General features: G+C 62.3%; 19 protein-coding genes. 4 read left to right on the top strand and 15 right to left on the bottom strand.

From position 1 onward, the window contains the following. Positions 1-51: 51 nt before the first annotated feature. From ACQKP1_RS16675 to ACQKP1_RS16660, 4 genes are all read right to left on the bottom strand, one after another. A complete protein-coding gene (locus ACQKP1_RS16675; RefSeq protein WP_427276118.1) occupies positions 52-297 on the bottom strand; it encodes a type II toxin-antitoxin system RelE/ParE family toxin in 246 nt (81 codons plus the stop codon). 34 nt (positions 298-331) lie between these two features. Then, positions 332-604, bottom strand: a complete 273-nt coding sequence (locus ACQKP1_RS16670) for a CopG family ribbon-helix-helix protein (RefSeq protein WP_427276117.1) — start codon at positions 602-604, stop codon at positions 332-334. A 160-nt stretch (positions 605-764) separates the two neighbouring features. Beyond that, a complete protein-coding gene (locus tag ACQKP1_RS16665) occupies positions 765-1,607 on the bottom strand; it encodes a fumarylacetoacetate hydrolase family protein (RefSeq protein ID WP_427276116.1) in 843 nt (280 codons plus the stop codon). A 21-nt stretch (positions 1,608-1,628) separates the two neighbouring features. After that, on the bottom strand, positions 1,629-2,363 hold the full coding sequence (locus ACQKP1_RS16660; protein ID WP_203017700.1) for an SDR family oxidoreductase: 735 nt from the start codon (positions 2,361-2,363) through the stop codon (positions 1,629-1,631). Positions 2,364-2,498: 135 nt separating this feature from the next. Here ACQKP1_RS16660 and ACQKP1_RS16655 point away from each other — a divergent pair, with 135 nt between their 5' ends. Continuing rightward, positions 2,499-3,305 carry an IclR family transcriptional regulator gene (locus tag ACQKP1_RS16655; RefSeq protein WP_427276115.1) on the top strand — a complete coding sequence of 269 codons (807 nt, stop codon included), beginning with the start codon at positions 2,499-2,501 and terminating at the stop codon, positions 3,303-3,305. A gap of 22 nt (positions 3,306-3,327) precedes the next feature. Further along, positions 3,328-4,167, top strand: coding sequence for an amidohydrolase family protein (locus tag ACQKP1_RS16650; protein ID WP_427276114.1), 840 nt, complete (start codon positions 3,328-3,330; stop codon positions 4,165-4,167). Here ACQKP1_RS16650 and ACQKP1_RS16645 read toward each other — a convergent pair. From ACQKP1_RS16645 to ACQKP1_RS16610, 8 genes are all read right to left on the bottom strand, one after another. Then, entirely contained in the window at positions 4,164-4,844 is a 681-nt protein-coding gene (locus ACQKP1_RS16645) for a TetR/AcrR family transcriptional regulator (RefSeq protein ID WP_427276113.1), read from the bottom strand. The two genes, ACQKP1_RS16650 and ACQKP1_RS16645, sit on opposite strands and share 4 nt — an antisense overlap. Further along, on the bottom strand, positions 4,841-6,517 hold the full coding sequence (locus ACQKP1_RS16640; RefSeq protein WP_427276112.1) for an amidohydrolase: 1,677 nt from the start codon (positions 6,515-6,517) through the stop codon (positions 4,841-4,843). Before ACQKP1_RS16640 ends, ACQKP1_RS16645 begins: the two co-directional genes overlap by 4 nt. Before the next feature lie 13 nt (positions 6,518-6,530). Next, the gene (locus ACQKP1_RS16635) at positions 6,531-8,201 is read right to left on the bottom strand and encodes an amidohydrolase (protein WP_427276111.1); all 1,671 of its coding nucleotides are present in this window, start codon (positions 8,199-8,201) and stop codon (positions 6,531-6,533) included. Between the two features lie 17 nt (positions 8,202-8,218). Next, entirely contained in the window at positions 8,219-9,400 is a 1,182-nt protein-coding gene (locus ACQKP1_RS16630) for a serine hydrolase domain-containing protein (protein WP_427276110.1), read from the bottom strand. Positions 9,401-9,469: 69 nt separating this feature from the next. Then, a complete protein-coding gene (locus ACQKP1_RS16625) occupies positions 9,470-10,504 on the bottom strand; it encodes an extracellular solute-binding protein (RefSeq protein WP_427276471.1) in 1,035 nt (344 codons plus the stop codon). Positions 10,505-10,535: 31 nt separating this feature from the next. After that, a complete protein-coding gene (locus ACQKP1_RS16620; protein WP_427276109.1) occupies positions 10,536-11,345 on the bottom strand; it encodes an ABC transporter permease in 810 nt (269 codons plus the stop codon). Continuing rightward, positions 11,338-12,261, bottom strand: a complete 924-nt coding sequence (locus ACQKP1_RS16615; protein WP_427276108.1) for an ABC transporter permease — start codon at positions 12,259-12,261, stop codon at positions 11,338-11,340. The genes ACQKP1_RS16620 and ACQKP1_RS16615 overlap by 8 nt, the downstream gene beginning before the upstream one ends. Positions 12,262-12,263: 2 nt before the next feature. Next, the gene (locus ACQKP1_RS16610) at positions 12,264-13,364 is read right to left on the bottom strand and encodes an ABC transporter ATP-binding protein (RefSeq protein WP_427276107.1); all 1,101 of its coding nucleotides are present in this window, start codon (positions 13,362-13,364) and stop codon (positions 12,264-12,266) included. Positions 13,365-13,784: 420 nt separating this feature from the next. Between ACQKP1_RS16610 and ACQKP1_RS16605 the strand changes: the two genes are divergently transcribed. Continuing rightward, positions 13,785-15,224: an amidase gene (locus tag ACQKP1_RS16605; protein ID WP_427276106.1), complete on the top strand. Its 1,440-nt coding sequence runs from the start codon at positions 13,785-13,787 to the stop codon at positions 15,222-15,224. 118 nt (positions 15,225-15,342) lie between these two features. Then, positions 15,343-16,395 carry a dipeptidase gene (locus ACQKP1_RS16600; RefSeq protein ID WP_427276105.1) on the top strand — a complete coding sequence of 351 codons (1,053 nt, stop codon included), beginning with the start codon at positions 15,343-15,345 and terminating at the stop codon, positions 16,393-16,395. Positions 16,396-16,413: 18 nt separating this feature from the next. Here the strand turns inward: ACQKP1_RS16600 and ACQKP1_RS16595 are convergent, their stop codons facing one another. From ACQKP1_RS16595 to ACQKP1_RS16585, 3 genes are all read right to left on the bottom strand, one after another. Beyond that, positions 16,414-16,818 carry an amidohydrolase family protein gene (locus ACQKP1_RS16595; protein WP_427276104.1) on the bottom strand — a complete coding sequence of 135 codons (405 nt, stop codon included), beginning with the start codon at positions 16,816-16,818 and terminating at the stop codon, positions 16,414-16,416. 70 nt (positions 16,819-16,888) lie between these two features. Further along, complete coding sequence (locus ACQKP1_RS16590; RefSeq protein ID WP_427276103.1) at positions 16,889-18,064, bottom strand: acetate/propionate family kinase; 1,176 nt, start codon at positions 18,062-18,064, stop codon at positions 16,889-16,891. Next, positions 18,061-19,443: a bifunctional enoyl-CoA hydratase/phosphate acetyltransferase gene (locus ACQKP1_RS16585; protein ID WP_427276102.1), complete on the bottom strand. Its 1,383-nt coding sequence runs from the start codon at positions 19,441-19,443 to the stop codon at positions 18,061-18,063. The genes ACQKP1_RS16590 and ACQKP1_RS16585 overlap by 4 nt, the downstream gene beginning before the upstream one ends. Positions 19,444-19,649 lie beyond the last annotated feature (206 nt).

Genomic DNA, 19,649 nt, shown 5'->3' with positions numbered 1-19,649 from the left:
GCCCGGCTTTTTTGTTGGCAGAATTCTTGATTGGCGCGGGCAGACAAGGCCTCAATAGCCGGCCTCTCTTTGGTGCCTGAATGCGAGCAGGTAGACGACCTCCTCCGAGGCTTCGTACCGATAGAGGGCGACGTAGCCGTAGGCGCCGAAACCGATCGTCAACTCCCGCAATTCCGGCTGCCGCTCCAAGCGGCGGCCTATCTCAGGACGACTTTCGAGCAATTTGAGCTGTTGATTGATGGCTTTTGCGGCTCTTTGAGCTGCTTCTGGAGATTTCGCCCGAGGAACCGACGGCATCGCTCCAAACCAATAGCTGCTCCCTCTGTCACGATTACTCGTGGCACTCGGGCACCGGTTTTTCGTCGGCTGTGCCCCAGGTTTCGAGCCAGTCGCCAACTTCCTCCAGTGTCAGGTGGCGGCCCGTTTCCCTGAAAGCCGTCCAGGATGCCAGTGCCTCTCGCGTGAAGGTCTCACGGGCCTCCTCACGCTCCACATACTGCTCAATCGCTTCCAGCATCAGTCCATGCGCCGAGCGTTTGCGGTCGTTGGCCAGTTGCTGCACCCGCTCTTTTAACGCGTCATCGATCTTCAGCGAGGTCGCCATGGTCGCTCCAGACTACTGGGTGATACCTGCTTACAAGATAGTGGGCGAACCAGGATGAGTCCACATGGACAGAGCGTCGCCAATATCAGGCCCCATGCATGGCGCATAAACGTAAAACCCCGCCACATGGGCGGGGTCAACAACGGTCCTATCGGTGAACTCAAGCATCAGCCTTAAACGTCTGCTTCTGCGTGCCGAGCCCCTCGATGCCGAGTTCGACCACATCGCCGGCCTTCAAGAACTGCGGCGGCTTCATGCCGAGGCCGACGCCTGGAGGCGTGCCGGTGGAGATCACATCGCCCGGATGCAGGCTCATGAACTGGCTGAGATAGGAGACGAGGTGAGCGACGCCGTAGACCATAGTCTTCGACGAGCCGTCCTGCATCATCTTGCCATTGACCGAGAGCCACATCTTGAGGTTCTGCGGGTCGGCGACTTCGTCCTTGGTGACGAGCCAGGGGCCGATCGGACCGAAGGTGTCGCAGGACTTGCCCTTGGTCCATTGTCCCGCGCGTTCTGTCTGGAAGGCTCGCTCGGAGACGTCGTGGGAGACGCAGTAGCCGGCGACGTAGTCCATGGCGTCCGCTTCCGAGACGTATTTCGCGGTCTTTCCGATGACCACGCCAAGCTCAACTTCCCAGTCGGTCTTCTCCGAACCGCGGGGGATAAGCACGTCGTCGTTCGGGCCGCAGATGGCGGAGGTTGCTTTCATGAAGATCACCGGCTCCGGCGGCACAGCGGCACCGGTTTCGGCGGCGTGGTCGGAATAGTTGAGGCCGATGCAGATGAACTTGCCGGTACCGGCGACGCAGGGGCCGATGCGGTCTGCGGCGATCTCAGGCAGCGAGGCTGGGTCGATAGCGGCGATCTTCGCCAGACCTTCCGGGGATATAGCCGCACCGCCGATATCGCTCACATGAGCCGAGAGGTCACGAACCTTGCCGTCCTTATCGAGGATCGCAGGCTTTTCCTGGCCGAGTGGGCCGACGCGCATGAGTTTCATGGGTTTCTTCCTTCTTCAGAATTAGATGGTCCAGCCGCCGTCGATGGCGAAGGCTTGGCCCGAGGTATAGGTAGCGCCGGCGATGTAGACGGCGAGGTCGGCGATTTCTTCCGGGGTGCCCAGACGCCCCATGGGCTGGCGGGCGATGAAGGCGGCGCGGGCGGCATCGTAGTCGCCTTGTGCGCGCATGCGGTCCTGCAGGGAAGGGCTTTCGACCGTGCCGGGGCAGATCGCGTTGCAGCGGATCCCTTGCGTCACATAGTCGGCGGCGACGGATTTGGTGAGCCCCACCACAGCGGCCTTGGTGACGGTATAGGCGCAGCGGTTCGGCACGCCCTTCACGGAGCTGGCGACCGATGCCATGTTGATGATGGAGCCGTCGCCCTTCTCCAGCATGGCAGGTAGCACGGCACGGATTGTGCGGATCATCGCGCGGACATTGAGGTCGAGTGCAAAGTCGAGATCCTTGTCGGCCATGTCCATGATGGTGCCGCCATGCACGACACCGGCGCAATTGAACAGCACATCGAAGGGTCCTGTCTCTCCGACCACGGCCTTGACCGCGTCGTCCTTCAGGACGTCCAGCTGGCGCGTCGTGATGCCGGCCTCGCCGTCCAGTATCGCCAGAGTCTCGGTGTTGATGTCGGTCGCGACGACGGTCGCGCCGGCGCGGGCAAAGGCGATGGCGCTCGCGCGGCCGATACCCTGGCCGGCAGCCGTCACCAAAACATGCTTGTTCTTCAGGGGCAGATACATGCTCTTGGCTCCTCCAGCCGATCCCTCGTCACGCGACCCTTGCATATTCCGGCCGTCGATGCGAGCATCATTCATATGCAAAACATTTATTCATGAACGTCAAGGTCAGTCGTCGAACTTCAGGGAGAGAAAAGCGTGAATGACCTCGACCAGGATCGTTATCGGGCGCCGGCTCTCGACAAGGGGCTAGATATCATTGAGCTCTTGGCCGGCGTCGACGGGGGGCTCAGTCAGGCGGAGATCGCCAAGAAGCTCGACCGCAGCCCGAATGAATTCTACCGGATGCTCGATCGGCTGGTGAAACGCGGCTATGTCGCGCGGCTGGACGGCGATCGCTATGTGCTGACGCTCAAGCTCTTCGGGCTTGCGCACCTGCATGCGCCGACCCGGCGGCTCGCGTCGCTTGCCATGCCGCTGATGCGCGAGCTTGCGGAAGTGACCCGGCAGGAGAACCATATCGTCGTCTATGATCGCGGCCATCCGGTCGTCATCGCGCAGCTAGAGGCGCCTGGCTATTGGGGCATCTCGATGCGGGTCGGCTCGCGCATGGGCCTGTTCGATACCGGGTCGGGTCATGTGCTGCTTGCCTATCGCAGTCCGGACGTGCGGGCGATGATGGTGGCCGAACATGTCGCGAGCGGCGGGCCGGAGGGACGCTTGACCGAGGCCTTTGCTCGCCACCTCGATGAGATCCGCGCGCGCGGCTACGAGATGATGCCGAGCGCCCAGACCGCTGGCGTCACCAACCTTTCGGCCCCGATCCTCGGCGCGGACGGCGAGGCATTGGGCGCGCTGACCGTGCCCTATATCGGCATCATCAATGCGCCCGAGGCGCCCGATATCCCCCGCACGCTTGAAGCATTGCGGGAAACGGCACGGAGGATTTCTGCACTGGCGGGCGCCGGACTTGGTGGCGAAACCGGGGACACTTCATCAGTTTAAATTGCCTTGGGAGGGGCCACACATGATTATCGATACCCATCTGCACCTCATCTACCGCGACAAGCTCAGCTATCCCTGGTTGAAGGACGTCGCCGCGCTCGATGCCGATTTCACCTGGGATACCTATGCGCGGGAGGCAAAGAGGCTCGGGATTTCCTCGGTGCTGCATATGGAGGTGGATGTCGCGCCCGAGGACATCCCCGGTGAAACCGCCATGGTCCAGGAGTTGTCGCAGGCGCCTCATAGCCTCATCCAGGGTGTGATCGCCTCCTGCCGGCCGGAAGATCCCGGCTTTGCCGCCTATCTCGATGCACAGCTGGCAAACCCGTTCGTCAAAGGTTTCCGCCGCGTTCTGCATGTCGTGCCCGACGATGTGTCCGAGGGCGCGCTGTTCCGGGAGAACGTGAAGCGTTTGGGCGCGACAGGCCTCACCTTCGATCTCTGCATGCTGCCGCATCAGATCGACAAGGCGAAGGCACTCGTCGATCTCGCGCCCGATGTCACCTTCATCCTCGACCATTGCGGCGTGCCCGACATCAAGGGGCATGGTTATGACATCTGGAAGACCGGGATCACTGACATTGCCAAGCGCGACAATGTCCGCGTGAAGATCTCCGGCATTCCGGCCTATGGCGATCTCGAGAGCTGGACGCTGGAAGATCTCAAACCCTATTTCGACCACACGATCGGCGCGTTCGGTTTCGGTCGCGCGATCTGGGGCTCGGACTGGCCGGTCTGTACACTCGGCGGGGGGCTGTCGACCTGGGTCGCGACGACGCAGGCGCTGCTGCATGGCTGCACGAGAGAAGAGAAGGACAACCTTTTCTCCGGCAATGCCAGAGGCATCTGGAACCTTGGCTAGCGCGCCTTGCCTCGCTCGGCCATGAGGCGGCGAAGGTAGCCGCGCATGGCGATGATCAGGGCTTCGATGTCGTCGTTCGATGCCGTGAGATCCTGCAGGGCATAGCTCTGCAGGATGATACCGTCGATGCCGATCAGCATCTGGCGACCGACGGCTCGGCCGATGCGGCGTAGCTCTTCATCGCTGTCATCCTCGAAAACGAGGTGGCCGTAGAAATCGATATAGGCGTTGTACTGTCTTGCCGCGAGCCATTCGGAGCCTTTGGTCCGCAGCGCGTAGAGCGTCAGCTCGGTTTGGGCGATCTGCTTGTTTCGGGTGCGCTGGATGTAGCGCCAGCTGGCGCGGATCAGGGCTTCGACCCGGTCCTCGGGCGCCGGTGGCAGGTCGACGTCCGCGCGGTAGGCAGCATCCATATCCGCGATCAGGTCTTCGAGCACTGCGAGTAGCAGGCTTTCCTTGCTGTCGAAGTAGTAGTGCAGCGTCGCGAGCTTGACGCCGGCGGAAGCTGCGATGCGGCGTGTGGTCAAGGCCTCCATGCCGCCGTCTTCGAGCGCCTCGCGGGCGCCCTTGATGATGCGGACGCGGGTTTCGAGACCCTTGCGGGTCGCGCCCGGTGGTCGCCCGCGTCTCGCTGCGCTGCTCGATGTCTCGGTCGACGCTTCCGTCGTTTCGCTCATCGGCCCCCTCCGCCTTCGAAAGTGACGCGCCCGTTGCAGATGGTGAAAACAGGCGATAGCGATGCGATGTGCTCCGATGCTGTTGCTTCGATATCGCCGGAGAGGACGACAACATCCGCCAGATACCCCGGTTTCAACACGCCCTTTCTGTCTTCCATGTATTCGACCCAGGCGCTGGTGCGGGTATAGGCGGCAAGCGTTTCGTGCAGGCTGAGGCGGTGATCCGGCATATCGTCCGCCCAGGGCTTTCGGGTCAGAGCATCGCCGATGCAGCTGAGTGGCGGGAGCGGCGAGACCGGCCAATCGGTGGCGAAGACAATCTTGGCCCCGGCATCGACGAGCGTTTTCCAGGCGAAAGCATAGGGCCAGCGTTCGCGGCCGATATAGGTGAGATAGGGTTCGAGCGGCAGGCCGGCAGAGCCTGGCGGATGGGTGGGCTGCATGGAGGCGATGGTGCCCGTTTCGGCAAAGCGGGGGATGTCGTCGGGATGCACCACCTCAATGTGTTCGATGCGGTTGCGCAAGTCCTTTCCGCCATTGGCGATGATCGAGGCCTCGTAGCCATCGAGCACCATGCGCACCGCGCCGTCGCCGATCGCGTGAACGGCGACGGATAAGCCCAGCCGGTTTGCCTCGGTCGCGACAGCATTGAAGGCTTCGCCCGAGAATAGCGGCTCGCCCTTCCAGCCGGGCTTGTGGGCGTAGTCATCGACGAAGACCGCGGTTTCGCCTTCGGTCACACCATCCATGAACAGCTTGACGAAGTTGCAGCGCAGCTTGTCCGTATCGAAGCGGGCGTTCCAGGCTGCGGCCTTCTCTTCCAGGTCGGAGAGAGGCATGAAATTCTTCATGTGATAGGGCATGCGCACGCGCACCGGCAGACTCTCGGTTCTCTCGATCTCGTCCAGCATTTCCAGCTGATAGAGATTTCCGTCCATGTTCTGGAAGGAGGTAATGCCGAGCGAGGCGCAATAGGCGAGGCCCTTCTTCAGCACTTCGATGTCTGCAGCACGCTCTTCCGATGTGACGTGTTCGGGATCGCCGCCGGTGCCGACGCCGAGGCCTTCGCGGCCGCCGGTCACGCTCATGGTCGCGACGGGGCGGATGGCATTGCTCTCGCGCAATTCGCCATTCGCCAGACCGTCCTCACCCATGACGATCTCGTTGCCGACACCGACATCGCGGCCCTGCAGGATACCGGCCTTCTCAAGCGCGATGGTATTGGCCCAGGCCGTGTGTCGGTCGGGGGCAACCATCATGAAGGGGCGGTCTGATATGATCCTGTCGAGATGGTGGCGCGTGACGCGCTCTGTTTCCGAAAGGATGGTGTAGTCTGCCGTCTGGGCGACGAGCAGCGGCAGGTCCGGGTTGGCAGCCGCATAGTCCTTTACCGCCTTGGACAGGGCGTCAAAACCCTTCATGCCGAAAAGCGAGAGTTCGCCAAGCGCGACCGAACCGCCGAAGATGTGCATATGGGCTTCGTTGAAACCTGGAAGTACCGTAGCGCCGCCTGCATCCACGACGCGCGTCTTTGACCCCGCCAGCGTCAGGATCTCGGCATTGCCGCCCACCGCCATGATACGATTGCCGGTGAGTGCAATGGCTTCCGCACGCGGATGCTCATGGTCCATGGTTAGGATGCGGGCATTGTGGATGACGATCTCGGCGCTCATGGCGGTTCTTTCTTCAGGCCTGGAAGGTGATGCGGCCGTCGCAGATGGTGACGGCCGGGCGGACGATGTCCATGATCTCGTCGGGGGCGATGGCTTCGATGTCTTTGGTCAGGATCACGACATCGGCGAGATAGCCCGGTTTCAGCGCGCCCTTGCGATCTTCCATAAACTCCACCCAGGCACCGATTGCGGTATAGGCCTCAAGCGCTTCCATTAGCGAGAAGCGCTGGTCTTTCAGCCCGTCTTGCCAGGGTTTGCGGATAAGCGCATCCTGGATGCACTGGAAGGGTGAGACCGGTGACACCGGCCAGTCGGAGGCGAAGACAACGGGTGCGCCCGCTTCCTTCATCGTGCGCCAGGCATAGGCATAATCCCAGCGGTCCTCGCCGATCTTGGCCGTGGTCGGCTCGGCCGGGAAGCAGGTGCCGCCGGGGTAGTGCACGGGTTGCATCGAGGCGACGATGCCGAGGGTGGCAAAGCGCGGGATATCATCAGGATGGATGATTTCGATGTGCTCGATGCGGTGGCGGTTGTTGCGCTTGCCGTTCGCCTTCACCGCCGCCTCGTAGCCGTCTAGCGTCTGGCGAATGGCTGCACTGCCGATCGCGTGGACTGCGACCTGCAGGCCGAGCGCATCGGCCTTGGTGGCGATGGCGTTAAACGCTTCGGGCGTGAAGAGAGGTTCATAGGTGTAGCCCGGCCGGTCGCCATAACCGTCCAGCATATAGGCCGTCTGGCTGTCCAGCACCCCGTCCATGAAAACCTTGACGAAATCGCCGCGCAGCATGTCGGTGGCGAATTCCTTCTTCCACGCCGCTGCCTTGTCGAGATCCTCCAGCGCCATGAAGTTCTTCATGTGATAGGGGATGCGGATGCGGCAGGAGAGCTCGCCCGAAAGCTCCAGATCGCGCATCAGCCGCAGCTGATAGTGATTGCCGTCGAAATTCTGGATCGAGGTGACACCCCAGGAGGCGCAGTAGTCGAGGCCGGCTTTCAGGATGGCGCGGTCGAGCGCGAATTGCTCCGGCGTGACATTTTCCGGGTCCATGCCGGTGACCATGCCGAGCTCTTCGCGTCCACCAGTGGAGGCGAGTGCCGAGACCGGGCCGAAGGCATTGCCTTCGCGCAGCTCGCCGTTTGCGAGCCCATCGGGCCCCATGACGATCTCATTGCCGATGCCGACATCCTTGCCCTGCAGAATGCCGGCCTTTGTCAGTGCTGCCGTGTTCGCCCAGGCGGTGTGATGATCCGGCGCAAACATCATGAAGGGGCGATCGGGCAGGATCGCATCCAGGTGATGGCGGGTGCAGGGCTCGGTCAGAGAGATGATGGAGTAGTCAGCCGAAAAGCCCATCAGCAGCGGCTCGTCCGGGTTCTTGGCTGCATAGTCGAGGATTGCGGATTTCAGCGCCTCGAAGCCCTGGATGCCATGCAGGTTCAGCTGGCGCAGAGACACCGAGCCCGGGAAGATATGCATATGGGCTTCGTTGAAGCCCGGCATGACGGTTGCGCCTTTGGCGTCGATTGTCTGCGTCTCGGGTCCTGCCAGTGCCTCGATCTCTGATCGCGTGCCGACTGCGAGGATCCGGTTGCCGGCGAGCGCGACCGCTTCGGCGCGGGGAGATGCCGGATCCATGGTGAGAACCGGGCCGTTGATGATGATGGTGTCTGCGGTCGTGGCCATGACGGGGTCCTCTGAGGTCATGCGGTCCAGGCGCTAAGCGCGCGGAAGAAGGCGAAGTTGTCGTGTTTCAACTCGTCGTCCAGCGGGTTGGGCTGGGACGAGAGCTTGACGATCGTGGTTTCGGTCGATGGGTCGACGTAGAGCCATTGGCCGTGGATGCCGATGGCGCAGAAGGCGCCGTCAGCTTCGCCCGACTGGTACCACTGACTGCGATAGCGTCCGTTGGGGAAGAAATTGGACTTGCCATCCACCCAGGCCTGGTGGTCGCCCGCCGTCAGCATGTCGGCGAGCCAGGCTTCGGGGATGAGGCGTTTTCCATCGATGGTGCCGCCATTTCGCAGCATTTCGCCGACACGGGCGAGATCGCGGGCAGTAACCGAGATGCCGCCTGCTGCACGTGCCGTGCCTTCGGCGTCGACCGTCACGCTGGCGTGGTTCTTCGCGCCGAGCGGCTTCCACAGGCGCGTCGACAAGACATCGGCGTAACGTTCGCAGGTTGCGCGCTCGATGAGGATGCCGAGCAGGTCGGAATTGGGAGAGGCATAGAAATGTGCGCCGCCATGCGGGTGTGCTTCCTTCTTCAGCGTCAGCAGGAAGGCCAGCAAGGTTTCGTCCGGCTGGGACGGATCGGCCGGGTTCCAGAGCGTGGCGCGGCGGTAGCGGGCATAGGCGCCGTCGGTGTTGAGATAAGCCTCGTCGAAACTGAGGCTCACGCGCATGTCGAGCACGTCTCGGATGCTGCAGTTGCCATAGGCGGAATCGGACGCTTCGGGCAGCAGGCTGGTGACGGGCGCGTCGGGGTCCATCAGCCCGTCGGCTTCCAGGGTTGCAATGGCCAGAGCAGTCAGCGACTTGCTGATCGAAAAGACAATATGGCGCTGGTCGATGCCAGCATGCGGGGCATAGTGTTCGGCGACGATCGTGCCCGCCTTCATCAACACGAAGGCGTCGGTATGGGCATAGTCGAGATAGCTCTGGACGTCGGGCTGACCGGCAAGCCCCTGAGGCAGGGCCTGCGACAGAAGATCGGACGCCACGGTTTCGCCTTCGCTCAATTCGGCGGTGGCGGCGATCATGGCACTCGGGACAACTTCTTCGGCATGGCCAAAGCTGAAGCGGCTGAACGGGGCCGTGCGCCAGTTGGCAAGCGTCACGTCACGCCTCTCGAATCCATAGGCTTTGGCAAACTGTGCGGTCATCCGGGTATGCTCCTCCTGCGGGAGGGCCATTGGCCCTCCCGTTTCGGCCTTTTCGTTTGTGGTTCGGTATTACTTCTGCACTTCGGTCCAGATGCGGGTGTAGAGCTGCTGGACGTCGGGTTCGCAGCTCAGCAGGAACTCACCCGCACTTTCCAGTTCAGCCGGGATCACCAGTTCGGGCGCGCCCTGCATTTCCTTGTCCATGAACTGCTCCGAACCCGTGATGCCATTGGCATATTTGGCAAAGTTCGACAGCATAGCGGCATTTTCAGGCGCCATGATGAAGTTCATGAATGCCTTGGCGTTGTCGACGTTCTTCGCATCCTTGAGGATAACGACGCTGTCCATGAAGACCGGATAGCCTTCCTTCGGATAGCCGAACTTGACGTCGGGGTTCTGCAGGCGTGAGCGCATGATCGCGCCGTTCCAGTAGTAGACGCCGGCATAGTCGCCGGTCGGCAGCTTGTCGGTGACGCTATAGTCCATGGCCAGCCACTTGGCCTTGGCCTCGACCAGCTTGTCGCGCACCTTCATCAGCACGTCCCTGTCGGTCGTGCACCAGTCGCCGTCGAAATACTTGATCGTCGCGAAGAGCACGTCATTCATTTCGGGCGTGACGTTGAGCTTGCCGACCAGCTCTGCCGGCGGATCGAGGAAGATCGCCGAGGTGTTGATGTCGCCGTTGTAGAACTTGGTGTTGACGCCGATGCCGGTGACGCCCCACTGCCACGGAACGGAGTAGCGGCGGCCCGGATCCCATTCGACATCGGCCCAGCGCGGGTCGACATTCTTGAAGTTCTCCATCTGGTCCGGACGGGCTTCCAGCAGCAGGCCTTCGCTGATCCAGATCGGCATGTAGTTGGCCGAGGGTACGACGATGTCGAAGCCATGGCCGCCGGCACGGACCTTGGCGAGTGCCGTGTCGTTCGAGTCATAGTCGGTGATCGTTACCTTGACGTCGAACTGCTCCTCGAATTTCTTGATCAGCTCGGGGCTCGTATAGTCGCCCCAGTTGTAGATGTTGAGCTCGCCGGCGGCAGAGGCCGCTCCTGCGAGACCCAGTACCGAGATCGCGGTGATCGCCGTGGTCGTCATCCATTTCATTGTCATGTCCGTTCCTCTCTGTTGGTTGCTTTTATGCTTGCGGCTTGCGCCGGTTGATGAAGAAGAAGATCACGATCAGGACCGTCGAAGCGGCCAGGAAGATCGTCGCGATTGCGTTGATCTCCGGTGTCGTTTCGCGGCGGATCTGGCCGAGCATGTAGGTGGGCAGGGTGTCCTGCCCGCCGGATTTGACGAATTCTGTGATGACGACATCATCCAGCGAGATGACGAAGGCGAGCATGAAGCCGGCGATGATGGCGGGTCGCAGCAAAGGCAGCGTCACGAAGCGGAAGGCCTGCCAGGGCGTGGCGTAGAGATCGGCGGCTGCCCGTTCGAGCGTGAGGTCCATGCTTTCCAGCCTGGCCCGGATGGGCAGATAGGCGAAGGGAATGCAAAACGCCGTATGCGCCAGGATCAGGTAGCCGAGGCCGGAATAGCCGGTCCAGACCTTGATGCGGGAGAAAACGATCAGGAGCGCCACGGCGGTGACGATTTCCGGGATCATCAGCGGCTGGTTGATGACGGCGTATTTGGCGGTCAGTCCGCGATAGGGTTCGGTGCGTGTGGTGGCCAGCGCTGCCATGGTGGCGGCGATCGTCGCCAATCCTGCGGCCCAGAGGGCGATGATGACGGAGCGCAGAGCTGCTGCTTGCACGGCGTCGTTCTCAAGCGCCGAGGCGAACCAGCGCAGCGAGAAGCCTCCCCAGGATGAAAGCGAGTCGCTTGCATTGAAGGAGTAGGCCACCAAGGTCGCGATCGGCAGGTAGAGCGCGAAAAAGGTGAAGAGGGCGATCAGGCCGAAGCCCGGCTGCGAGCGGATGTCGAAGCGACGTTCAGCCATGACGCACCCCCGATTTCGCGGCGTTGCGGACATAGAAGAGCAGGGCGATCATCACGAGGGCCATCAGCGTGATGGACATTGCAGCGCCTAGCGGCCAGTTGCGACCGGCGCCGAATTGGAGCTCGATCAGGTTGCCGAGCATCAGGTTCTTGCCGCCGCCGAGCACGCGCGGAATGACATAGGCGCCGAGCGAGGGAATGAAGACGAGGATCGAGCCGGCGATCAGGCCGGGTTTCACCAGCGGAATGACGATCCGCCACAGCACTTGCAGGCGGTTGGCGTAAAGGTCATATCCTGCCTCTACCAGCCGGAAATCAAGCTTCTCGATAGAGGCATAGAGCGGCAGTACCATCAGCGGCAGATAGACATAGGTCATGCCGAGCAGCGTGGCCGTGTCGGTGTAGATGATCTGCAGGGGCGTATCGATGACGCCGAGCCAGATCAGAACATTGTTCAGGATACCCTCATTCCGGATGACCTGCTGCATGGCGAAGGTGCGGATGAGAAGGTTGGTCCAGAAGGGAATGGTGATCAGGAAAACCCAGATCTCCCGGGTGCGGGCCGGCCTTGTTGCAATGAAGTATGCGGTCGGGAAACCGAGGATCAGGGTGAAGACGGTCGTGTAGAGGGAGAGCTTGATCGAGCGCCAGAAGATCGCGAGATGCGCGTCGGCGATGCCGAGCGTGTCGTCGAAGATGTCGCGCTGCATGAAGACTGAGGTCCAGCCTTCGAGCGAGAAGGTGCCGAACTTCACGTCGCCATAGTCGCCCTTCTCCAGGAAGGAATAGAGCACCATGACGAGGAGGGGCCCGAGGGCTGCGACGAAGATGATGACAAGCGCCGGGAGGCTCAGGAACCAGCGGTTTCGGATGTCGCGCGATTTGGCATTTTCAGGGGCCGTCTTGATCGCGCTCATGATCAATCCCTCAAGATCTGCGCGACATCATGGCTGACCATGATGCCGACATGTTCGCCCTCGACCAGTCCGCAACTGCCGCTGCGGCTGTTTTGCTGGCGCACGGTGAAGAGCGATCCGCCTTCCAGGCGGACATTGATATTGGTGTCCGTCCCCAGATAGACGATGCTTTCAATCGTGCCCTGCAGGGTAGCCTCGTCCGTCGCATCGACGATCGCGGCGTGCTCGGGGCGGATAACGATGGTGACCTTGCCCGACGGCGTGGTGTTGTCCGGGAAGCTTGCGGGAATCTCGCGGCCGGAGCGCAGCCGGACACTTGCCCGGTCGCCCTGAACGGAGGCGACTTCAACCTCAAGGAAGTTGGTTTCGCCGATGAAGTCTGCGACGAAGCGCTCGGCCGGGCGGTCGTAGATGTCCCAGGGCGAGCCGACCTGGCGAAGGCTGCCCGTCGACATGACCGCGATGCGGTCCGACATGGTGAGCGCCTCTTCCTGGTCGTGGGTGACGAAGATGAAGGTGATGCCGGTCTCGGCCTGGACCCGCTTCAGCTCGATCTGCATCTCCTTGCGCAGCTTGTAGTCTAGCGCCGACAAGGGCTCGTCGAGCAGCAGGACTTTCGGCTTGGGGGCGAGTGCGCGGGCGAGCGCCACGCGCTGTTGTTGGCCGCCGGAGATCTGGCTCACCTGACGGTCGCGCATCTGGGTCATGTGGACGAGTTCCAGCATTTCGGCGACGCGGGCCTCAACCTCGGCCTTCGGTTTCCCGAGCATCTTCAGGCCGAAGCCTATATTGTCGGCGACCGTCATGTGCGGGAAGAGCGCGTAGGACTGGAAGACGGTATTGACCGGTCGCTTGAAGGGCGGAAGCGGGGCGATGTCCTCGCCGTGCAGGAGGATTTCGCCTGTTGTCGGGAAATCGAAGCCGGCGATCAGGCGCAGAAGGGTGGTCTTGCCGCAACCGGATGGCCCCAGCAGCGTGAAGAACTCGTTTTCCCTGATCTTGAGAAAGATCCCGTCGAGGGCTTTGACCTTGTCCTGTCCTGATCCGTAGATACGGCTGACGCTGCGGATTTCGATGGCTGCCTTGTCTGATGCGGAACTCAAGCCGTGCCCCCTGGCGTTCGGGTTATGCGTGAAGTGCTTCGTTCGACCCTGTGCCCGGCGATCGCAGGCTGCAGGGTGGCGCAGAGGGTATCACGCAAGTCACGTGCCAGCTTTCAAGCATGCCGATCTCTCCCTCCGTGGCGCTCGCCGGTCTGCCCCTTTTTCGGGATCTGAGCCGGATTTCGTCGATGTTCCCGTGTTTTGGAAGTGCGGTTCGACGAGACCCGCAGCATCCTCTTTTGTGGCATGTTGCCTCTAATTTGGTCGTTTGACCATTTTTATTTTGGGTGGGTGGAAAGTTTTCCGGATGCGCATGGCTGGCCTGCGTGAGGCGCTCGGCCCAACGCTTGACAGTGTCCTGTCGGGAAGCCCATCGTCTCTGTCTGCCCGACCAGAGCGCCCATTCGAACGGAGCCCCGCGTGTCCGACCTGACCTCCCTGTCCCTTGCCGACTTGCTAAAATCCCTCAATGCGGGAGGCGTCTCGGCCGAGGACGTCATGGAAGCCTATCTCGATCGGATCGAGCGGCTAAACCCTCAGATCAATGCGCTTGTCAGTCTTCGTTCGCGCGAGGCACTGCTTGCTGAGGCCCGGTCCAGGGATGCCGAGCGCAAGCAAGGCAAAACCCTTGGCCCGCTGCACGGCGTACCGATTGCGATCAAGGACATGAGCGAAGCAAAGGGCATTCTCTGTACCTATGGTTCGCCGCTCTTCCACGACTATGTTCCGGACTTCGACGACATCCAGGTCCAGCGCATCAGGGCCGCCGGTGCCATGATCATCGGCAAGACCAATACGCCGGAGTGGGGTTTCGGCTCGCATAGCTACAATCCAGTCTTTGGCGTGACCCGCAATCCGTGGGACCTCACCTGCTCTGCCGGGGGCTCAAGCGGCGGGGCAGGGGCAGCGCTTGCGGCGCGTCTCGTGCCGGTCGCAGATGGCAGCGACATGATGGGCTCTTTGCGCAATCCGGCCGCCTTCAACAATGTCGTCGGATTCCGTCCGAGCTTCGGCCGTGTGCCCACGCTTCCGGGGCGGGACGCCTATCTCAATCAGTTGTCAACGCTCGGGCCGATGGGTCGCTCCGTGAAGGATGTCGTAGCGCTCCTCAACATCCAGTCCGGTTTCGATCCGCGCGATCCCTCCTCTTTCGAAAGCGGGCCAATCTCCCTCGACCCGGCGATCCCTGGAAAGGGCGGTCGCATCGGCTGGCTCGGGAACTTCGGTGGACATCTATCCTTCGAAGCCGGCGTGCTCGACTTGAACGAGAAGGCACTCGGCGTCTTCGAAGGACTGGGTTTTGCCGTCGAACCGGTGAAGGTCGATTTCGACCTGAACAGACTCTGGTGGGCCTGGACGACGCTCCGCAGCTATTTCACTGCCGGCAGCATGCGCGACTTCTATGAAGATCCCGGCCGACGTGGCGCGCTGAAGGCCGAGATCCTCTACGAGGTCCGCTCCGGGTTGCGCATCCAGGCGGCGGATGTCTACGAGGCCTCGGCTGTTCGCACGGCCTGGTATCAGGCGATGATGAAGGTTTTCGAGACTTGCGATTATCTCGTGGCGCCGGCCGCGCAGGTCTTCCCCTTCGATGCGGACATTCCGTGGCCGCGCGAGATCGCGGGCAAGCATATGGACACCTATCATCGCTGGATGGAAGTCGTGATTGGTCCCAGCATGGCCGGCCTGCCGGTCGCTGCACTGCCCGCAGGCTTTTCGGCGACGGGCCTGCCGAATGGCTTCCAGCTGATCGGGCGACCGAGGGCGGATCGAGCGGTGCTGTCGGTTGCCGCAGCCTACGAGGCGGCGACCGACTGGCTCGCGCGAGTGCCGCCGCTTGTTTCCGCGACTGCGGGATAAATCGTCGCGCAGCTTGAAGCGCGACATGATTTGGTCCAACGATTCCGAAACAGTCGCGGTGTTTCGCCTCATACCCCGTCCGGGCTTTTGCCTGGACGCTACTTCTGGATCCTTTTTCATGAACCTAGTTTTCGACGGCCACAACGATGTTCTTCTGCGCCTCTGGCGCAGCCGCAGCGAGGGCCGAAATCCGGTCGCAGAATTTCGTAACGGAACGAGCGCCGGGCATATCGATGCGCCGCGCGCGCGGAAAGGCGGGCTCGCCGGCGGTCTCTGCGCCATCTACATTCCGTCGCCGCATGACTTCAATCTGCGCGAACCGGATGTGAACGGTCACTATTCCACGCCACTCGATCCGCCGCTGGAGAGGATCCCCTCGCTCGACATCGCCCTGCAGATGGCGGCGATCGCCCATCGGCTCGACCAGGACGGCAGCTGGCGGCTTTGCCGGACGACGGCCGAAATCAGCCAGGCCATGTCGGACAACGTCTTTGCCGCTGTCCTGCATATGGAAGGCTGTGAGGCGCTCGATGCCGATCTCGAGACGCTGGAGGTTTTCTATGCCGCCGGCTTGCGCTCGCTCGGACCGGTCTGGAGCCGCCACAACACCTTCGGCCATGGCGTGCCCTTCGCCTATCCGAGTTCGCCCGACACCGGGCCGGGGCTGACGAAAGCCGGGGAAGATCTGATCAAGGCCTGCAACCGGCTCGGGATCCTGATCGATCTCGCCCACATCACCGAGAAAGGCTTTTGGGATGTCGAGCGTCTGAGCGATCAGCCGCTGATTGCCAGCCATTCCAACGTCCATGCCCTGACGCCTGTCGCCCGCAATCTGACGGACCGGCAGATGGATGCGATCAAGGCCAGCCACGGGCTCGTCGGTCTTAACTATGCCGTCACCATGCTGCGGCCTGATGGTCGCGACGATGCGGAAACCTCGCTTGCGACCATGGTCAGCCATATCGACTATCTCGTCGACCGCATGGGGATTGACTGTGTGGCGCTGGGGTCCGATTTCGACGGCGCGACGATCCCGAATGTCATCGGCGACGCCACCGGCAACCAGCGGCTCGTGACGGCGCTTAAGGAGCGCGGCTACGGTCCTTCAGACCTCGACAAGATCTGCCGAGAGAACTGGCTGCGGGTGCTGGCATCTGCCTGGCACGAGTGAGCCAGGTCGTTTCCCTGGTCAGGCGACCCGGTTGCCGGAGCGCCAGGCCGACTTGACGAAGGGCTGCCCGTCCTGCAGGTCGACGCGGATCAGATCGGCCTTCAGGCCGGTCGCGATCGCACCGCGATCGGGTAGGTTGCCCGCGAGCGCCGGATTGCGGGTCACCATGGCAACGGCGCTCGGCAGGTCGTAGTCGAGGCCGGGATCAGCGGAGATCATGAAAGCAGCGTCGAGCATCGAACGGGGCACATAATCCGAGGCGAGGATGTCGACAAAGCGCGCTGCGAGCAGGTCGCGGACCGCTATATTGCCCGACTGTGAGCCACCGCGGACGAGGTTCGGGGCGCCGGCTACGATCTGCATGCCGGACGCGCGTGCTGCTTCGGCTGCTTCCATCGAACAGGGGAATTCGGAGATCGACACGCCCTCGGCGATGACCTCCTCGATATGCGCGTTTCATGAAGCTTTGGTGTCACTTGCCGCGAATGCCGTTTCAGCCCAGGAGTTTCAGGCAGTCGTCGGCGATGACCTGTTCCTCGTCGGTTGCGATCACCCGGATCTTCACGCGGCTTTCCTCGCGTGAGATGACGGCCTCGTTGCGGTCGTTCGCCTCGCTGTCCAGGAGCAGGCCGAGGAAGCGCAGGCGCTCGACCACCGAACGGCGGATCGTCGGCTGGTTTTCGCCGATGCCGGCGGTAAAGACCAGCGTATCCAAACCACCGAGCGAAGAGGCGAGCCGCGCCACCTCTCCTGCGATGCGGAAGGTGAAGACATCGAGGGCCTCGCAGGCTTCCTTCGACGGTGTCTCCAACAGCAATCGGCTGTCGGCACTGATGCCGGAGAGACCGAGCAGGCCCGACTGCTTGTAGATCATCTCCTCGACCTGTTTGACGCTCAGCCCATGCGCATCGACCAGATGGAAGAGCACGCCCGGATCGATTGCGCCGGACCGTGTTGCCATCGGCACGCCGTCGATCGTGGAAAAGCCCATGGAGGTGTCACGGCTCACACCATTCTCCAGCGCGCAGAGGCTGGCCCCGGAGCCGAGATGCGCGACGACGGCCCGGCCACCTGCCGTTTCCGGTTCGAGCCTCTTCAGGGCACCTGCGACATAGGCATAGGACAGACCGTGAAAGCCGTAGCGCTTCACCCCCTTGTCAAACCATTCTCGCGGGATGGCAAACCGGCGCACGACATCGGATTGCGTGCGGTGAAAGGCGGTGTCGAAGGAGGCGGTCTGGGGGAGGCCGGGCTTGAGCTCGCCAATCGCGCGGATCAGGCGCAGGTTCTGCGGCTGGTGCAGCGGTGCCAGCGTCACCAGGCTCTCGATTGCGGCGAGGCCCTCCTCGTCGACGACGGCAGCATCTGCGAAGCGATCGCCACCATGGACCACGCGGTGGCCGACGGCCGAGACGGCGTCGAGATCGTAGTGCTCGGACAGCCAGTCGAAAACCTCTTCCAGAACGTCGTGCAGCAGATCATCAGTTTTGGCGACCAGCGGCACGTCGAAGACCTGGGGCCCCTCGACCAGATGGAAAGTCAGAGGTTCGGCGCGGAAGTCGATGACACCCTTGCCGACGCGCTTCGCCCCTTCAGGCTCGCGGGCGAAGATGCCGATCTTCACCGTCGAAGAGCCGGCATTGAAAGTCAGCAGCAGTTTCTGGCTCATGCCTTGTCACCGAGCGCTGCCGCACGCTTGGCAGCGACCAGCTTGGCGAGTGCGGCCGAGGCGATCCGGACCCTAAGACTGTCGGAGCGGCTGGTGAGGATGACCGGCACGCGAGCGCCGAGCACCAGGCCAGCGGCATCTGCATTGGCGAAATAGAGGAGCTGTTTGGCCAGCATGTTGCCGGCTTCGAGATCCGGCACCAGCAGGATGTCGGCATCGCCGGCGACGGGCGAGATGATGCCCTTGGTGCGGGCGGCTTCCATGCTGATGGCATTGTCGAAGGCGAGGGGCCCGTCGACCTTCGCACCCCGGATCTGGCCGCGGGCGGCCATGACGGTGAGGGCTGCCGCTTCAAGCGTTGCCGGCATCTTGTCATTGACCGTCTCGACGGCGGCGAGCACGGCGACCTTGGGCTCGGCCACGCCCAGCATATGCATGAGATCCACGGCGTTCTGGCAGATGTCGCGCTTGTGCTCGAGCGTCGGCGCTATGTTGATTGCAGCGTCGGTGACGATCAAGAGCTTCGAATAGGCTGGAACGTCCATGACATAGACATGGCTGACGCGGCGTTCGGTCTTGAGGCCCGATCCGCCACCGACGACGGCGCCAAGCAATTCGTCGGAATGCAGGCTGCCCTTCATCACCGAGCCGACCTTGCCGGCGACCGCGAGCTGGACGGCAAGTGCTGCTGCCGCATGGCTGTGCTCGGTGTGGACGATTTCCAGCCCATCAATCGAGATGCCTGCCTTTTCGGCGGCCGCGCGGATCTTCGCCTCCGGGCCGATCAGGATCGGCTCGAGCAAGCCCTCGTCGCGGATCTCGACCGCTGCCTCGATCGCTTCCGGCGAACAGGGGTGGACCAACGCCGTCTTCACCATCGGCAGCCCGCGAGCCTCGGCGACGATGGTGTCGAAGCGATCGTGGCGTTGCAGCGAAACGTCTGGCGGCAGGTTCTCCGACCAGCTGATGCGTTCGACGGGCGCGCGTACACGGGCCTTGCCGGCAAGCACCGGCTCGCCATTCTGGTTGACGCACCGGGTATCGAAGATGAGTGTCCGGCCGTCGCTTTCCTTCTTCATCAGGGTCACTGTTGCGGTAATGCGATCCCCGGTCGCGATCTCTTTCCAAAACTCCAGATCCTGGCCGAGATAAACTGTGCCGGGGCCGGGTAGGCGCGTGTCGAGCAAGGCGGAGATCATGCCGGCCGGGATCAATGATTGGCCGAGGGGCACCGGATTCCTATCGCCGGAGAGAGCGGCGAAGAGTTCGATGTCATCGGGGCCGATGATCCGTGTCAGGCTTGCCGCATCGCAGAGTTTCAGCTCGTCGAAGGTGCGGTTGGTGAGGATTGGTCTTTCCATATCGCTTTCGTCTTCCATTCTCGAACCGTCCTCCCCCGATCCGTTTATCATACGGCAGGCCTGCTTCGTCAGCATGACCAACCCTTGCGGGCAATCTCTAGAGCTAGGGAGGGCCTGTCCTTGACTTGGGTCAAGGGAGGGTTGGACGAAAGTCTTGTGGGGGATGGGGAGCCTCTCCCCTTGTGGGAGAGGATGGAAAATCGAAGGCCAGCGCTCGCCTAATT

The sequence above is a fragment of the Allorhizobium sp. NPDC080224 genome, assembly GCF_050281005.1.
In the GTDB taxonomy this organism is placed as follows: domain Bacteria; phylum Pseudomonadota; class Alphaproteobacteria; order Rhizobiales; family Rhizobiaceae; genus Allorhizobium.
The sequence above is the reverse complement of the archived record's forward strand: the minus strand, read 5'-3'. Positions and strand labels throughout refer to the sequence as shown.

What these genes read in the sequence shown, in the direction of transcription:
- ACQKP1_RS16675 (WP_427276118.1), bottom strand. Translation starts at nt 297, where the DNA reads ATGCCGTCGGTTCCTCGGGCGAAATCTCCAGAAGCAGCTCAAAGAGCC.
- ACQKP1_RS16670 (WP_427276117.1), bottom strand. Translation starts at nt 604, where the DNA reads ATGGCGACCTCGCTGAAGATCGATGACGCGTTAAAAGAGCGGGTGCAG.
- ACQKP1_RS16665 (WP_427276116.1), bottom strand. Translation starts at nt 1,607, where the DNA reads ATGAAACTCATGCGCGTCGGCCCACTCGGCCAGGAAAAGCCTGCGATC.
- ACQKP1_RS16660 (WP_203017700.1), bottom strand. Translation starts at nt 2,363, where the DNA reads ATGTATCTGCCCCTGAAGAACAAGCATGTTTTGGTGACGGCTGCCGGC.
- ACQKP1_RS16650 (WP_427276114.1), top strand. Translation starts at nt 3,328, where the DNA reads ATGATTATCGATACCCATCTGCACCTCATCTACCGCGACAAGCTCAGC.
- ACQKP1_RS16645 (WP_427276113.1), bottom strand. Translation starts at nt 4,844, where the DNA reads ATGAGCGAAACGACGGAAGCGTCGACCGAGACATCGAGCAGCGCAGCG.
- ACQKP1_RS16640 (WP_427276112.1), bottom strand. Translation starts at nt 6,517, where the DNA reads ATGAGCGCCGAGATCGTCATCCACAATGCCCGCATCCTAACCATGGAC.
- ACQKP1_RS16635 (WP_427276111.1), bottom strand. Translation starts at nt 8,201, where the DNA reads ATGGCCACGACCGCAGACACCATCATCATCAACGGCCCGGTTCTCACC.
- ACQKP1_RS16630 (WP_427276110.1), bottom strand. Translation starts at nt 9,400, where the DNA reads ATGACCGCACAGTTTGCCAAAGCCTATGGATTCGAGAGGCGTGACGTG.
- ACQKP1_RS16625 (WP_427276471.1), bottom strand. Translation starts at nt 10,504, where the DNA reads ATGAAATGGATGACGACCACGGCGATCACCGCGATCTCGGTACTGGGT.
- ACQKP1_RS16620 (WP_427276109.1), bottom strand. Translation starts at nt 11,345, where the DNA reads ATGGCTGAACGTCGCTTCGACATCCGCTCGCAGCCGGGCTTCGGCCTG.
- ACQKP1_RS16615 (WP_427276108.1), bottom strand. Translation starts at nt 12,261, where the DNA reads ATGAGCGCGATCAAGACGGCCCCTGAAAATGCCAAATCGCGCGACATC.
- ACQKP1_RS16600 (WP_427276105.1), top strand. Translation starts at nt 15,343, where the DNA reads ATGAACCTAGTTTTCGACGGCCACAACGATGTTCTTCTGCGCCTCTGG.
- ACQKP1_RS16590 (WP_427276103.1), bottom strand. Translation starts at nt 18,064, where the DNA reads ATGAGCCAGAAACTGCTGCTGACTTTCAATGCCGGCTCTTCGACGGTG.
- ACQKP1_RS16585 (WP_427276102.1), bottom strand. Translation starts at nt 19,443, where the DNA reads ATGGAAGACGAAAGCGATATGGAAAGACCAATCCTCACCAACCGCACC.